General features: G+C 68.7%; 14 protein-coding genes. 11 read left to right on the top strand and 3 right to left on the bottom strand.

Translation table 11 applies throughout. The annotated features are described in order from the left end of the window. Nucleotides 1-272 precede the first annotated feature (272 nt). Nucleotides 273-776, top strand: coding sequence for an exosortase P (xrtP, locus tag LCL61_RS41085; protein WP_340684720.1), 504 nt, complete (start codon nt 273-275; stop codon nt 774-776). Then, a complete protein-coding gene (locus LCL61_RS41080) occupies nt 776-2,164 on the top strand; it encodes a glycosyltransferase (RefSeq protein ID WP_340684719.1) in 1,389 nt (462 codons plus the stop codon). The genes xrtP and LCL61_RS41080 overlap by 1 nt, the downstream gene beginning before the upstream one ends. 14 nt (nt 2,165-2,178) lie before the next feature. Here the strand turns inward: LCL61_RS41080 and LCL61_RS41075 are convergent, their stop codons facing one another. After that, a complete protein-coding gene (locus LCL61_RS41075; protein WP_340684718.1) occupies nt 2,179-4,074 on the bottom strand; it encodes an N-acetylmuramoyl-L-alanine amidase in 1,896 nt (631 codons plus the stop codon). A gap of 141 nt (nt 4,075-4,215) precedes the next feature. Here LCL61_RS41075 and LCL61_RS41070 point away from each other — a divergent pair, with 141 nt between their 5' ends. The 3 genes from LCL61_RS41070 to groL all read left to right on the top strand — a co-directional run bounded on the left by LCL61_RS41070 (nt 4,216) and on the right by groL (nt 7,091). Continuing rightward, complete coding sequence (locus LCL61_RS41070; protein ID WP_340684717.1) at nt 4,216-4,866, top strand: HAD-IIIA family hydrolase; 651 nt, start codon at nt 4,216-4,218, stop codon at nt 4,864-4,866. A 217-nt stretch (nt 4,867-5,083) separates the two neighbouring features. Continuing rightward, complete coding sequence (groES, locus tag LCL61_RS41065; protein ID WP_007031106.1) at nt 5,084-5,377, top strand: co-chaperone GroES; 294 nt, start codon at nt 5,084-5,086, stop codon at nt 5,375-5,377. A gap of 100 nt (nt 5,378-5,477) precedes the next feature. After that, nucleotides 5,478-7,091, top strand: coding sequence for a chaperonin GroEL (gene groL, locus LCL61_RS41060; protein WP_340684716.1), 1,614 nt, complete (start codon nt 5,478-5,480; stop codon nt 7,089-7,091). A gap of 334 nt (nt 7,092-7,425) precedes the next feature. Here groL and LCL61_RS41055 read toward each other — a convergent pair whose 3' ends face one another. Beyond that, nucleotides 7,426-7,746 (bottom strand): WhiB family transcriptional regulator, encoded by a 321-nt coding sequence (locus LCL61_RS41055; RefSeq protein ID WP_007031108.1) that lies wholly within the window; start codon nt 7,744-7,746, stop codon nt 7,426-7,428. A gap of 230 nt (nt 7,747-7,976) precedes the next feature. Between LCL61_RS41055 and LCL61_RS41050 the strand changes: the two genes are divergently transcribed. From LCL61_RS41050 to LCL61_RS41030, 5 genes are all read left to right on the top strand, one after another. Beyond that, nucleotides 7,977-8,891, top strand: coding sequence for a MerR family transcriptional regulator (locus LCL61_RS41050; RefSeq protein ID WP_425342088.1), 915 nt, complete (start codon nt 7,977-7,979; stop codon nt 8,889-8,891). Nucleotides 8,892-8,900: 9 nt separating this feature from the next. Next, nucleotides 8,901-9,740, top strand: coding sequence for a hypothetical protein (locus tag LCL61_RS41045; protein ID WP_340684714.1), 840 nt, complete (start codon nt 8,901-8,903; stop codon nt 9,738-9,740). A gap of 140 nt (nt 9,741-9,880) precedes the next feature. Next, nucleotides 9,881-10,477, top strand: coding sequence for a response regulator transcription factor (locus tag LCL61_RS41040; protein WP_003073605.1), 597 nt, complete (start codon nt 9,881-9,883; stop codon nt 10,475-10,477). 382 nt (nt 10,478-10,859) lie between these two features. Next, on the top strand, nt 10,860-11,432 hold the full coding sequence (locus tag LCL61_RS41035) for a sigma-70 family RNA polymerase sigma factor (RefSeq protein WP_037314832.1): 573 nt from the start codon (nt 10,860-10,862) through the stop codon (nt 11,430-11,432). After that, nucleotides 11,433-12,377 (top strand): anti-sigma-D factor RsdA, encoded by a 945-nt coding sequence (locus LCL61_RS41030; RefSeq protein ID WP_340684713.1) that lies wholly within the window; start codon nt 11,433-11,435, stop codon nt 12,375-12,377. It abuts the gene before it with no gap. A gap of 73 nt (nt 12,378-12,450) precedes the next feature. On the opposite strand, the gene LCL61_RS41025 is transcribed toward LCL61_RS41030, so the two are convergent. Beyond that, nucleotides 12,451-12,837 carry a DUF5319 domain-containing protein gene (locus tag LCL61_RS41025; RefSeq protein WP_005166667.1) on the bottom strand — a complete coding sequence of 129 codons (387 nt, stop codon included), beginning with the start codon at nt 12,835-12,837 and terminating at the stop codon, nt 12,451-12,453. A 135-nt stretch (nt 12,838-12,972) separates the two neighbouring features. Here LCL61_RS41025 and guaB point away from each other — a divergent pair, with 135 nt between their 5' ends. Further along, on the top strand, nt 12,973-14,484 hold the full coding sequence (gene guaB, locus LCL61_RS41020; protein WP_340684712.1) for an IMP dehydrogenase: 1,512 nt from the start codon (nt 12,973-12,975) through the stop codon (nt 14,482-14,484). Nucleotides 14,485-14,499: the final 15 nt, after the last annotated feature.

Below are 14,499 nucleotides of genomic sequence, written 5' to 3'. Positions count from 1 at the left end.
CGGATCAGGTGGTCTTGCGGAAATTTCCCGCAGGTCGCCGAAGGATTCACCCTTTCGGCCTAGTCAGTTTCTCCACGATCGTGCCGAAAGGGCCCATGATCACGTTGGAATTGCGAACCCCGGTCGAAAGGGCCGGTTCCCGCTGACTTACTCTCGTCGGCGAGTTCCTGTCCGCTGCGCCGGATCCCGTCGTCTGCTGCGTCTTTCCTGAGAGGGTCACCGTGGCCGTTGCGAGCGCTCCCTTGCCGAGTTCCAGCCGGTTCCCGCTGCGTATGGCGGTGCTGGCGGTGCTCGCCGTCGCGGTCGGCCTGGTGCTGGCCGAACGTCTGTACCGGGTTTTCGAAGTCCAGCTCTCCGGTCTGATACTGAGGGTCATCACCACATCGGGTGTCTTCGTCGCCGGTGAACGCGAGACTGTCTACTTTGGGTTGTCGGGCGATACTCCACTCGGGTTAAGAATGACTCCGGAATGCTCGTCGGCATTCATGTTGCTGCCTCTGTTGCTGGTGACCGCCGTCATGTTGTATTTCCGTCCTGGAAATGCGAAGAGGCTCTTCGTTTCGTTGGCCATTTCCGCGATCGTCGTCATTCTTGTCAATCAGATGAGGGTTTTGGCCATTGTCGGGCTCGTGAACGTGATGGGTATCGACGAAGGCTATTACTGGGGTCACACCCTGCTCGGTTCGATGGTCAGTGTCCTCGGCGGCGCGGTCGCCCTCGTGCTGTTCGTCTGGCTGGGCACCCGCAAGCCGCGTGCCGAACGAGGGGCCGCCTGATGGGCGGCGGCTCGATCAAGATCCTTCTCGCGATCACGCAGGCCTTCGCGCTCACCATGAGCGTGGCGTTCATCGTGTACGTGGTCGTGATCGTCGTGCCGTACCTGCGGCGCAAACCCGCTCCCGTCGGTGACGCCGCCGACTTCACCTGGCACTTCTTCGTTCCGTGCCGGGACGAACAGACCGTCATCCGGGAAACCGTGCGGTACCTGCGGTCGACGTTCCGGCACGCGCACGTCTGGGTCGTCGACGACGACTCCGAGGACCGCACGGCGCGGGTGGTGAGGTCGATCTGGCGCCGCAACGGCGGCTACGACCCGTACCTGCACCTCGTTCCCCGGCGTCGTCCGGAGGCGCGGACGGGCAAGGGGGACGCGCTCAACGCGGCCTATCAGGCGCTCAACGACTGGATGGGACCGGACGCGAGCCGGAACGACGTGGTGGTCGTGGTCGTCGACGCGGACGGGCGGCCGGCGGCGAACTGTCTCGAGGTGTGCGCCGCGGACCATCTCTTCGGCGACGAAACGATCGGCGCCGTGCAACTGGACGTCTGGATGGGCAACGCCGACACCCGCCCGCCGGGGAAGAACTGGTTTTCGCGCGCTTTCGGGCTGAAGCTGGCCCAGATGCAGGATCTCGAGTTCCGCACGGCCATCGCGGCCATCCAGACCTCGCGCGGGTTCACCGGCACGATCTCCATGGGCGGCAACGGTCAGTTCACGCGGCTGTCCGCATTGGACTCGATCGCCGGACCGGACGAACAGCCATGGCGCGGTTCGCTGCTGGAGGATTTCGAACTCGGCGTGCACCTGCTGACCGCGGGCTGGCGGACCGGCTACACCCCGGATTCCCATGTGAAGCAAGAAGGTCTGTACAGCCTCCGGCGATTCCTGGTGCAGCGCACGCGCTGGGGCCAGGGCACGATGCAGTGTTCGCGGTATCTCCGGCGGATCTGGGATTCGCCGCATGTGAGCACGCTGGGCGCGGCGGAGATGATGTACTACCTCGCGCAGCCGTGGATGCAGCTGCTCGGCTCGCTGCTGTACCCGATCCCGTTCATCCTGCTGCTCTTCAGCACCGCGGGCGATCCGGCGCAGGTGTGGACCTGGTTCGCCGACGACGGCGCGTGGATCCTGTTCGCCATCTACGGCTCGTTCGGGCTGCTGCCGTTCATCGTGTGGGGCCCGATCTACCAGTTCAAATGCCTGAAGAGCCGCAATGTCCTGCGTGGACTGGGGATGGGCTTCGCCTACGCGCTGTACATCTACACGTTCTACATCACGTCGTGGCGGGCGCTGTTCCGGCTGGTGCGCGGCCGCAACGGCTGGTCGAAGACGCGGCGGAACACCGAGCACGCCCCCGGGGTCAAGGTCGCGCTGGACTCCTGACCCCGGGGACGGTTTCAGAGCGCGGGCACGATCCGGACGTCGTCCGCCTTCACGAAGGCGATGCGGTGTCCGAACTGGATCTGCACGTACTTCGTCTTGCCCTTGACGACCACGTGGTTCGCCGGGTCGAACGTCGTCGCCGAGTAGTACTCGGAACCGAGGACGTTGCCGAGCGAGTACCGCTGTCCCGCCGAGAACGTGTACGGCAGCGGGACGACCTGCTGCACCGGCACGTTCGCCGGATAGGCCTCGGCTTCGGGATACGCCCGCCCGAACACCGGCACGGTCGCCAGGCCGGGCTTCGGCGTGACGACCAGGCCGAACGCCGGACTCGTCGTGTGCTGGTCGCGGAACCAGCCCTTCTGGCCGAGGTACCAGATAGCCGTCCAGCCGTCACGCCGCTCGGCGACCACGTACCGCTGGCCGGTCTCCGCCCGGCTGCCGATGTCGGAAACGGCCATCGTGCTCGCCGAACCGTCCGGGCGCAGGCCGACGTCCTTGAGCAGCGGCGCCGAGTCGCTCGGCTCGCTGCGCAGCACGACCGAACCGGAACCCCTTGCCGGGCAAGGCTTTCCGGCCGTCTCGCAGCCGGTGAACGCGGGCTGATTCGTGGCGAAGTCCGGGGTGATGGTCACCAGCGGTGAGCCGGGACGGCCGAAGCCGGAAAGCGGCGCGCCCATGAGCTCGAAGTAGTGCGCCCAGTCCCAGTACGGGCCCGGATCCCAGTGCATGCCCCTGATGGTCGAGGGGATCGTGCCGGGGACGTTGTCGTGGCCGAGGATATGCGCGCGGTCGAGCGGGATGTCGTACTTCCGCGCGAGGTAGGCGACGAGCTTCGCGGAGGTACGGTACATCGCCTCCGTGTACCAAGTTCCCTTCGCGGCGAAGCCCTCGTGCTCGATGCCGACGGACTTCGCGTTGACGTACCAGTTGCCCGCGTGCCAGGCGACGTCCTTGGTCGGCACGTGCTGCGCGATCTGGCCGTCGGACGAGCGGATCGTGTAGTGCCAGCTCACGTACGTCGGGTCGGTGACAAGGTCCATCGCCGTGTCCCAGTAGCCCTCGGTGTCGTGGATGATGATGTATTCGACCTTCTGGCTCTTCGGCCGGTCCGCTTTGTCGTGGTTGCCGTAGTCGTTGTCCGGCAACTCCTGGTACGGCGCCGGCACGGAAAGGCACGAGACCTTCTTCGGGCACTCGATCTTCGGGGCTTCGGCCTGGGCGCGCGCCGGGCTCACCGGTGACGCGGCGAGGGTGACGTTCTGGCCGTCGTCGGTCCTGCGGCTGACGCCCTTGGAGATGGTGTCGAAGACTTCGTCGGCGAAGACCTGCGCTCCCTCCGCGTCCTTCGCGCCGCTGTAGCGCGCGACGGCGGCCCTCCAGTCGCCGGTCTCGCGCTGGTACTTCGCCAGCAGAGCGGCGCCACCGCGGATGTTCTGCGTGGTGTTCGTGCGCAGCGTCGCGACGTCCTGGCCGATGAGCGCGGCCGCCTCGTCGATGGTCTGCATGCCGGGCGGGGGAGGCGCCGGCGCCGGAGTCGCCGGGAGCTTCGCCGGGCGGGCGTCGTCGCCGCGCGGGTCCTCCTCGCCTTCGTCGTGATGCGTGCCCGTGCCCGCCTCGCGGAGGTCGGTCAGGTGCATCGGGCCGTACCCCGCGGACGTGCTCGGGGTGCCGGCGTTGAAATCCCAGCGCGACTCCAGGAAGGAGACGCCGAGCAGGACGTTCTCCGGGACGCCGAACTCCCGCGCGGCGGCCGCGAAGTCCCGCTGACGCTGCTGGTCCGCAGGGGCGGCTTCGGCGGGGACAGCGGCGAGGAGGCCTGCTGCGAGGGCGAGGACGGCGAGCCCGGCGGTCCGTTTGGACCGGCGTCGGAGCGGCTCGAGGGTTACGGGACGGAAGGGACGCGGCATGGGCGTATACCCCCAGTGACTAGGTCTGCTGAACAGGACCGACCCCAATGGTCGGAACCTAACCAGAAACCGGCTTCGTCCGTAAGGTCCCTCCAGATCGCGATTAGGGGGCTAAACGCAGGTCGGTGGCAAGGTGGGGGCATGACTGGGGTGAAGGAGCTTCTGCAGGAGAAGGACCACGTCTTCCTCGACTTCGACGGTCCGGTGTGCGACGTGTTCGCCAGGCTTCCGGCGAGCGAGGTGGCGGACAGGCTCAAACGCCTCATCGAGCCCGAGGTGATCGCCTCGGCTGATCCGTTCGACGTGCTCCGGTACGCCGCCTCGTGCGGACCGAACGCCGCGCACGTCGTCGAGCGGCAGCTCAACCGCTTCGAAGGGGAGGCCGTCGCCCTGATCTCGCCGGCTCCCGGTATCGCGGAAGTGCTCCGCGAATGGCGCGCGCAGGGGTTCACGGTGACGATCGTCAGCAACAACTCCGTCGACGCGATCAGGTCCTTCCTGGGGCTGCACGAACTCGCCGTGCACATCCGCGGGATCAGCGCGCGGACGACGAGCGATCCCGCGCTGCTGAAGCCAGGGCCGGCGCTCCTCGACGCCGCGGTGAAGGCCCTGGCCACGTCGCCGGGGCAGTGCGTCATGGTCGGCGACTCGGCCGCGGACATCCTGGCCGCTCGCTCCGCGGGCGTCGCTTCGATCGCTCTGGCGAAGACGCCGTCGAAGCGCAAGGCCCTCGCCGCCCTCGACCCCGACGCCCTGGTGACCGACCTCGCGGACTTGCGTTTAGCCCCCTAATCGCGATCCGGTGGTACCGGGCTCAACAAAACGGCCGGTCACGGGCTCGGAGGCCGAGTTTTCACGGGGTGAGCGGACCCTCCTTGCGAAGCTGGCACTCACATGGCTAGAGTGCTAATTGCACGGCCCGAACACGCCCCGGCACCCGCGACGGCGGGGGTGGTAGGAGCCGTAACTCATCCTGCCAACGCTTTCGACGACCGTGGAGGTCAACCCGGTGAGCGTGAACATCAAGCCGCTCGAGGACAAGATCGTTGTCCAGACGAGTGAGGCCGAGGAGACGACCGCTTCCGGCCTCGTCATCCCCGACACCGCCAAGGAGAAGCCCCAGGAGGGCAAGGTTCTGGCCGTGGGCCCGGGCCGCATCGACGACAAGGGCAACCGCGTCCCGCTCGACGTTTCCGTCGGCGACGTCGTCATCTACTCCAAGTACGGCGGCACCGAAGTGAAGTACAACGGTGAGGACTACTTGATCCTTTCCGCTCGCGACGTGCTGGCCGTCATCAACTGACGTCCGCTCTCAGCGCATGACGCCCCGGGCCCCGCATTGCCGGGGAACGGGGCGTTCGTGTTTTCCGAGCTTTAGAACTGGAAGGTAAGCGGAACAGGCCATGCCCAAGCAGATCAGTTTCGACGAGGACGCTCGTCGCGCGCTCGAGCGCGGGGTGAACAAGCTCGCCGACGCGGTCAAGGTCACCCTCGGCCCGCGCGGTCGCCACGTCGTGCTCGACAAGAAGTTCGGTGGCCCGACCATCACCCTCGACGGCGTCACCGTCGCTCGTGAGATCGAGCTCGACGACGCGTTCGAGAACCTCGGCGCCCAGCTCGCCAAGAGCGTCGCCACCAAGACCAACGACGTCGCCGGTGACGGCACCACGACCGCGACCGTGCTCGCGCAGTCGCTGGTGAAGGTCGGCCTGCGCAACGTCGCCGCCGGTGCCAACCCGACCGCAGTCGGCCGCGGCATCGAGGCCGCCGCGGAGAAGGTCATCGCGGTCCTCAAGGAGAAGGCGACCCCGGTCAAGGGTCGCGACAACATCGCCCAGGTCGGCACCGTCACCTCGCGTGACGCGGCCATCGGCGCCCTGCTCGGCGAGGCCGTCGAACGGGTCGGCGAAGACGGTGTCATCACGATCGAGGAGTCGTCCACGCTGGCGACCGAGCTCGTGATCACCGAGGGTGTGCAGTTCGACAAGGGTTTCCTGTCGGCGCACTTCGCGACCAACCCGGAGGAGCAGAAGGCGATCCTCGAGGACGCCTACATCCTGCTGGTCCGCGAGAAGATCTCGGCGCTGGCCGACCTGCTCCCGGTGCTGGAGAAGGTCGTCGAGGCCAAGAAGCCGCTGCTGATCATCGCCGAGGACGTCGACGGTGAAGCGCTGTCGACCCTCGTCGTGAACTCGCTGCGCAAGACGATCACCGCCGTCGCGGTCAAGGCGCCGTTCTTCGGCGACCGCCGCAAGGCGTTCCTGGACGACCTCGCGGTCGTCACCGGCGGCGAGGTCATCTCGGCCGAGATCGGGCACAAGCTGTCCGAGACCACGCTTGCCCAGCTGGGCAACGCCCGCCGGATCGTCGTCACCAAGGACGACACCACGCTCGTCGACGGTGCCGGCACCAAGGACGACATCGCGGCCCGCGTCGCGCAGATCCGCAAGGAGATCGAGAACACCGACTCCGACTGGGACCGCGAGAAGCTGCAGGAGCGGCTGGCGAAGCTCGGCGGCGGTGTCGCGGTGATCAAGGTCGGCGCGGCCACCGAGACCGAGCTGAACGAGCGCAAGCACCGCATCGAGGACGCCGTGGCTTCGACCAAGGCGGCCGTCGAAGAGGGCATCCTGCCCGGCGGTGGCTCGGCGCTGGTGCACGCGGTCAAGGAGCTCGACGGCGGCCTCGGCCTCGAGGGCGACGAAGCGACCGGTGTGCGCATCGTCCGCGACGCGCTGTCCGCCCCGCTGTTCTGGATCGCGACCAACGCGGGCCACGAGGGCGCGGTCATCGTGAACAAGGTCCAGGAGCAGAGCTGGGGGCACGGCTTCAACGCCGCCACCGGTGAGCTCACCGACCTGCTGGCCGCCGGCATCGTCGACCCGGTCAAGGTGACCCGGTCCGCGGTGGCGAACGCCGCTTCCATCGCCCGGCTCGTGCTCACGACGGAGAGCTCCATCGTCGAGAAGCCGGTCGAGGAGGAGCCCGCCGCGGCCGGTCACGGCCACGCGCACTAGTTCCACCCCCTGAAGCGGGGCGGTACTCCATCCGGAGTGCCGCCCCGTTTTCGTGCCCACCGCCGACCTGCGTTTAGCCCCCTAATCGCGGTCCGGCGCGCTCTGCGGTGCCGCGCCGCGGACCTGCGTTTCGCGGGCTAAACGCGATCCGGCGGGCGGGAAGCGGCGTCCGAGGCCGACCTGCCTTTCGCGGGCTAAACGCGATCTGGGTGGCGCGGGTGCCCAGGGCCGCACCGACCTGCGTTTAGCCCCCTAATCGCGATCCGGGGCCGGAGACGCGGAAGGGCGGCACCCCACCCGGATGCCGCCCTTCCGCGTCGCCGACTCGGCCGGTTCAGCCGTTCGACATGCTCAGTGTGCGCTTGTCCGCCTTGATGATGTGCTCGCGTTCCGATTCCGACAGTCCGCCCCAGATGCCGTACGGCTCGTGCACGGCGAGCGCGTGGTTCCGGCACATGGCCAGTACCGGGCAGGCCAGGCACACGGCTTTGGCCCTCGCCTCGCGGCGGGCTCTGGCCGGCCCGCGCTCGCCGTCAGGGTGAAAGAAGGACGCGCTGTCCATGCCTCGGCACGACCCTTCGAGCTGCCAGTCCCATACATCCGCGTTGGGCCCCGGGAGCCTGCGTGTGTCCGCCATCCTGACCGCCTCCGTCATCCGGTCGAAGCGTTTACCTGCTCTGCTGCGCTGCGGATACTCCATTCGGTGCAACGGCGGTAACGTTAGAAGCGCGCCAATACTTGTTCAAGAGATTCAAGACGATTCAGCCGTTAGGCATCCCCCGGATGTGTGAGCGGTACTTTCCGTTCCGGTTGCCCCGGTCCCTGCCTGCCTGGATATTGGGTCGAGTGGGATCTCGGATCAGCAGTGAAGAACCCACCCTGCCGGTGGCCTCGGTCGCTCGCCGGCTCGGGGTCGCGCCGTCCACCCTGCGCACCTGGGACCGCAGATACGGCGTAGGACCGAGCCGCCACACCAACGGCCGTCACCGTCGCTACGGCAGCTCCGACATCGGCCGCCTCGAACTGATGCAGCGCGCATTGCTTCGTGGCGCCTCGACGGCTGAAGCGGCGAAGTACGCGCTGGAGCAGATGCCCCGGACTGCGACGGAGCCGCCGGAAGCCGTCGTGGTCCAAGTGGAGGAGCGGGCCACCGCGCCGCCCGCCGACGATCATGACGTTCCTTCCCGTCTCGCCAGGCGTTTGAGCACCGCCGCGCTCGCGATGGATTTCGCCGCGGTCCAGCGCATGCTCGCCGACACGATCCGCGAACTCGGCGTCCTGCCGGCCTGGACCGGTGTCGTGTCGCCGGTCCTGACCGCGCTCGGCGCGCGCTGGCGCGGTGTCAGCGCCGGCGCGGAGGTCGAATACCTGCTCGCCGAATGCGTGTACGCCGCGCTCGTCCGCGCCACGCCGGTGCTGCGCGAACCGCGTAACCAGCGCCCGGTCCTGCTGACCTGCGTCCCGGACGAGCGCGACAACCTGCCCATGTACGCGCTCGCCGCGGCGCTGGCGGGACGCCGGATCGGCGCCCAGCTGTTCGGGGCGTCCCTGCCCGCCGAAGTGCTCGCCGTGACCGTGCGCCGCAGCGTCCCGGCCGCCGTGGTGCTGTGGTCGGGACGGCGTGCGACCGCGGACCCTCGCCTGTTCGCCAGGATCTCCCGCGGCCGTCAGCGCAACAGGCTCTTCGCGTGCGGACCCGGCTGGGATCCCGCCACCCTCCCGGACAAGATCGAACTGCTCGGCGAACTGACGACCGCCGCCGACCGGATAGAGCACGTTCTTGTCGGTGCGAGGCGATAGAAAGGACGCATGGAATCGTCCTTGCGGTCCGCCGCGTTCGGTGACGGCGTGCCGCCGCCGAGCTTCTTCGCGGTGCCCGCGTCGCCTCGCGGACGGTTGCTCGCCGCGATCGGGCTCGGCGCCCGCGGTCGGTACGCGGCGGCGGCCACGCTGCTGAACGGTTTGCGCACGGGCAAGGATCCGGTGGTCGCGTCGCTGGCCGCGAGCACGCTGGCGTCGCACCGGCGGCAGCTGGGCGGGCACGCGGCGGCCCTCGTCCTCGACGGCGAGGCGCTCGCACGGGTGATCACGGAGCCGCGAGGCGAACCCGACCCCGACGGTCTGGACGCCGAGGGCGCGCGGGCGGACGCACTCCTCGGCCTCGCGGCGGACAACCTGGGGCGCGGCAGGCTGGCCGCCGCCCGGAGGCTGCTCACCCGTGCGGACGTGCACACCGGCAACTGGCGGACCCGGACGAGGGCGGGCTGGGTCGGCGCGGAAATCGAACTGGCGAGTAACATTTCCGCGGCGGCGATCGCACCTGCGGAAATGGCGTGGAAAACCGCGCTTGCCAGGGGTGCGTGCCGACACGTCGTCAAATCACAGCTTGTACTCGGCGTGACGATCGCGAATGCCGGTTCCGCTGAGCGGGAGCGCGCGAAAGCGCTGGTCGAGAGCGCGCGCGAAACCGCCGAAAAATACGAATTCAATTCACTTCTGTGGGTCGCATGCCTGGTCGAGGCGGACTTTGGGGCAGGACACGCCGATGAGTATCGATTCAGAGGCGCGGAAGTGTTGCACGCAGTGTTACGGCATGCGGATCCTTGCGGGAGGTGGCTCGCCCGGGAATCTCCGTGGGTACCCCTCTGATGGCGTCTAGCCTGTTGGAGGGCCCATTCCGGCAACCGGGCTAAGAACTTTCAAAAAAAGCCACCGGATCGTGTCAAGGTTCGGGCTAAAGCGTCCGATAGGGGAAGTGGAATGTCACCCGGCTGCAGGAAGGAAACCCCGTGACGACGGTCTTGATCTGCGACGACCGACGCAGTGTCCGCGAAGGGCTCACTCGAGTGATGTCCGCGGTCCCAGGGGTCAGTCGCATCGACTGCGTAGCGCACGGTGACGAGCTGCTGGCCCGGTACTCCCGTCAGCCGGTCGACGTCGTGCTGGTCGGTACCCAGCGCGCCGTCCCGACCGGCGTCGAAGCCACCCGGCGGCTCGTCTCGGCGAACCCCCAAGCGAACGTGATCGTGTTCGGCGCCCCGGACGACGCGGGCAGCATCGCCGCCGCCATCGCCGGCGGCGCCCGCGGCTACCTGCGCTGGGACGCCTCGCGTCCCGAGCTGGTCGCCGCACTGGCGCACACGCTCGCCAGCACCTCGGTGCCGGCGCCGCGTCAGCCGTCCGACCCGGGCGTCCAGCTCACCGAGCGAGAGCTTCAGGTGCTTCGCGGGATGAGCCAGGGCAAGAGCAACGGGCAGATCGGCCGCGAGCTGTATCTGTCCGAAGACACCGTGAAGACCCACGCGCGCCGCTTGTTCCGCAAGCTCGGCGTGCGAGACCGCGCTCAGGCGGTCGCCCACGGATTCCGCCGTGGACTTGTTTCCTGACAACGCTTTCTTGATTTCAACGGCGAGATCGCACAACGGGTGACGAGCGGGCCGGGGGCGTACCCCCTGGCCCGTACCTGTGTTCCCTGTCACGCTTCGCGCATTTATGTTCACCGCTCGGGCACCCTTGCCCGAGCGAGTCCGCCTCCGGGTGGACCGTCGTACTCCACTGTGTCCCGGCTCGTTGAAAGTTCGACTACGAGCGAAAAGGACCAGGAAGATCCGGGTTCAGCGTGCTCGCCGGCAGGGCGGCGCGCCGATGGCGGCCGTCAACAAAGGCGGCGAGCCCGAGCGGTACGGTAGTTGTCACCGGTAGTGGATTCCGAAGTCACACACCGGACTCTTTGCACGCCTATACGTAACACTGGGACTGTTGTCTGCGATGGCCAATGTGGGGGACGGACTGGATGAGCCGGTCGCCGCTGCTGTTGAGGGTGATCCTCAAGCGGTCGAGCGGTTGCTGGCGGCCATCCGTCCTTTGGTAGTGCGGTACTGCCGCGCTCGGGTTGGCAGGCAGGAGCGTTCGTTCGCTTCCGCAGACGACGTTGCTCAGGAGGTGTGTCTCGCGGTGCTCACGGCATTGCCTTCGTACCGTGATCAGGGCCGCCCGTTCCTGGCCTTCGTCTACGGGATCGCCCAGCACAAGGTGGCCGACGCGCATCGCGCCGCGGCCCGCAACCGCGCCGAGCCGGTCGCCGAAGTCCCCGATGAAATCGAGGGCGGCGTCGGTCCCGAGCAGCGTGCCCTTCAAGGCGAGCTGAACGAGCGCATGTCGCAGCTGCTGCGCGTCCTTCCCGACAAACAGCGTGAGATCGTGGTCCTGCGGGTGGTCGTGGGATTGTCCGCCGAAGAGACGGCCGAGGCCGTGGGGTCCACCCCCGGCGCCGTCCGGGTGGCCCAGCATCGCGCCCTCGCGCGCCTACGTAAGGTTCTGGCCGCTGAGGAGGTGATCTGAGTGACCGATCGCGACCATCGGTTCTCCCCTGGGACCGATCGTGAACTGACGGCTTTCGAAAGAGGGCTGACGCCCTCGGAAGCCGAGTTCGCAGCTGATCTGTCGGCCGTCCAGGCCGACGACGCGCTGCTCGACGCACTCGGTGGCTCGGATCCGAAGATGGCCGACGACCTCGGCGATCAAGAACTCAACGCGCTGCTGCTGGCCTGGCGGCGTGACATCGACAGCGAGCCGCTCGCGGAACTCGTCGACGTCGACACCGCCGTCGTCACCGTGAAGACAGCCGCGCTCGCCCGCAAACACGGGGGAAGACGCCGGCTGCTGGTCCCGGTGGCCGCCGCCGCGGCCGTCCTGGCCATCGCCTTCGCCGGTACCGGTCTCGCCGCGAAGGACGCGCAGCCTGGTGACACGCTCTGGGGCCTGACCAAGGTGCTTTACGCCGACCACGCCCGGTCGGTCGAGGCCGCCGCGGCGGCCAAACTCGATCTCGAGAAGGCCAACCTCGCGCTCGCCGGCGGGCGCCTCGACGACGCCCGCAAGGCGCTCGACGAGGCCCAGGCCGCGCTGAGCCAGGTGACCGACGAAGAGAACCGCGATCAGCTGCTCGAACAGCACCGCCAGTTGAGTGCTCAGCTGCAGAACCCCGGCCAGCAGCCCTTGCCGCCGGATCAGCAGCAGCCGTCGCAGACCCCGGTCGCGACCACACCGCAGCCCACTCCACAGCCGACCGCTCCGCCGACGTCGCTGCCCGGAGGCGGCAACCCCGGCACGAGCCTGCCGGGCACCACGACTCCCTCGCCGACTCCGCCGACCACGACCAGCGAGCCGCCGCCGCCCACGACGTCCACGACGCCGCCGGCCTCGGGCAACGACCCCGGTGGCTCGCGGAATGAGCCGACGCCGGGCGCCGGAGCACAGGCTCCCGCCGCGGGCGAGACGACGTAGCACCCCGAAAACGCCGAAGGGCCTGGTGAGATCTCTCTCACCAGGCCCTTCGCCTTTAGCGGGCTAAACGCGATCAGTAGGCGCTTTCGTTGGCGGTGACACCGTCCGCGAACCCGCGGCAGTAGTCCCAGCTCACGTAGTCACCGGGGTTGGGGTCGAACGCGGGCTCGTGCGGCCGCATGCGGCCGTCGGCGAGCAGCTGCTCGAGACTGGCGCGCAGCAGATGCCAGTCGTGGTAGTGGGGCTCGTCGCATTCACCGCAGTCGACCACGATCCCGCGCACCCCGCGCGGCTCTAGGAGCGCCTGGTAGACGGCGAGATCGGAGAGGTCGGCCAGCAACTCGGTGCGTTCTTCGTCGCTGATCGGCTCGTCGAGCCGGTCGGCGTCGTCGATGAACGCGCGGGCCGGGTCGTCCGGGTCATCCGCGAACGGGTCTGGGGGCAACGCATCTTGCGGCACGCCTGCACGCTACCGGGCGCCCACCCGGGCCGGGCGGCCGCCCGGCCCGGATATCATGAGGGGCAGGCCCTCGCCGTGATGCCAACAGCCACGGCGGCCCCCATTAGCCACCGCTAGGAAGGCCCTTCGCCTGCTATGACCAGCGACAGCGTCACCGCCCCCGTCCCGAGCAAGTTCGCCATGCTCGGGCTGACCTTCGACGACGTGCTGCTGCTGCCGGCCGAGTCCGACGTGGTGCCCAGTGCGGTCAGCACCCGCACCCGGCTCTCCCGCAACGTCACCCTGAACATCCCGCTGGTCTCCGCCGCCATGGACACCGTCACCGAGGGCCGGATGGCCATCGCGATGGCCCGCCAGGGCGGGATGGGCGTGCTGCAGCGCAACCTGCCGATCGACGACCAGGCGGCCGCCGTCGAGGTCGTGAAGCGCTCCGAAGCGGGCATGGTGACCGACCCGGTCACGTGCTCGCCCGAGGACACCCTCGCCGAGGTCGACGCCCTGTGCGCGCGGTTCCGGATCTCCGGTGTGCCGGTCACGGACGCCGCCGGGTCGCTGGTGGGCATCATCACCAACCGCGACATGCGGTTCGAAGTCGACCACACCCGCGCGGTGCACGAGGTGATGACGAAGCCGCCGCTGGTCACCGCGCAGGTCGGCGTCACCGCGGAGGCCGCGCTCGGGCTGCTGCGCCGCCACAAGATCGAGAAGCTGCCGATCGTCGACGGCGCGGGCAAGCTGCGCGGGCTGATCACGGTCAAGGACTTCGTCAAGACCGAGCAGTATCCGAACGCCTCCAAGGACACCAACGGCCGCCTGATCGTCGGTGCCGCCGTCGGGGTCGGCCCGGACGGGCACAAGCGCGCGATGGCGCTGGCCGACGCCGGGGTCGACGTGCTGATGGTGGACACCGCGCACGGGCACTCCCGCGCCGTCGTCGAGACCGTCGCGCTGTTGAAGAAGGAACTGGGCGACACCGTCGACATCGTCGGCGGCAACGTCGCGACCCGGGCCGGCGCGCAGGCGCTGGTGGAGGCAGGCGCGGACGGGATCAAGGTCGGTGTCGGCCCCGGCTCGATCTGCACCACCCGCATCGTCGCCGGGGTCGGCGTGCCGCAGATCTCCGCGATCTACGAGGCCGACCAGGCGGCGCGTCCGGCCGGGATCCCGGTGATCGGCGACGGCGGCATCCAGTACTCGGGTGACATCGCGAAGGCGATCGCGTCCGGCGCGTCCACGGTGATGCTCGGCAGCCTGCTCGCGGGCACCGCCGAATCGCCCGGCGACCTGATCCTGGTCAACGGCAAGCAGTTCAAGACCTACCGCGGGATGGGCTCGCTGGGCGCCATGCAGTCGCGCGGCCAGGCGAAGTCCTACTCGAAGGACCGCTACGCCCAGGACGACGTGCTGAGCGAGGACAAGCTGGTCCCCGAGGGCATCGAGGGGCGGATCCCGTTCCGCGGGCCGCTGGCGAACGTCGTCCACCAGCTGGTGGGCGGGCTGCGGTCGGGCATGGGCTACGCGGGCGCGTCGACGATCCCCGAGCTGCAGGAGGCGCAGCTGGTGCGGATCACCGCGGCCGGGCTCAAGGAGAGCCACCCGCACGACATCACGATGACCGTCGAGGCGCCGAACTACACCACCCGTTAGTCCGCCCCTTAGGAC

The organism is Amycolatopsis coloradensis (assembly GCF_037997115.1).
In the GTDB taxonomy this organism is placed as follows: Bacteria; Actinomycetota; Actinomycetes; order Mycobacteriales; family Pseudonocardiaceae; genus Amycolatopsis; species Amycolatopsis coloradensis_A.
This window is presented reverse-complemented; position numbering and strand designations above follow the sequence as displayed.

Bases quoted from the DNA above. Each gene is read 5' to 3' on its own strand.
- LCL61_RS41045 (WP_340684714.1), top strand. From the start codon at position 8,901: ATGGAATCGTCCTTGCGGTCCGCCGCGTTCGGTGACGGCGTGCCGCCG.
- LCL61_RS41075 (WP_340684718.1), bottom strand. From the start codon at position 4,074: ATGCCGCGTCCCTTCCGTCCCGTAACCCTCGAGCCGCTCCGACGCCGG.
- LCL61_RS41070 (WP_340684717.1), top strand. From the start codon at position 4,216: ATGACTGGGGTGAAGGAGCTTCTGCAGGAGAAGGACCACGTCTTCCTC.
- xrtP (WP_340684720.1), top strand. From the start codon at position 273: ATGGCGGTGCTGGCGGTGCTCGCCGTCGCGGTCGGCCTGGTGCTGGCC.
- groL (WP_340684716.1), top strand. From the start codon at position 5,478: ATGCCCAAGCAGATCAGTTTCGACGAGGACGCTCGTCGCGCGCTCGAG.
- LCL61_RS41080 (WP_340684719.1), top strand. From the start codon at position 776: ATGGGCGGCGGCTCGATCAAGATCCTTCTCGCGATCACGCAGGCCTTC.
- LCL61_RS41035 (WP_037314832.1), top strand. From the start codon at position 10,860: ATGGCCAATGTGGGGGACGGACTGGATGAGCCGGTCGCCGCTGCTGTT.
- guaB (WP_340684712.1), top strand. From the start codon at position 12,973: ATGACCAGCGACAGCGTCACCGCCCCCGTCCCGAGCAAGTTCGCCATG.
- LCL61_RS41055 (WP_007031108.1), bottom strand. From the start codon at position 7,746: ATGACGGAGGCGGTCAGGATGGCGGACACACGCAGGCTCCCGGGGCCC.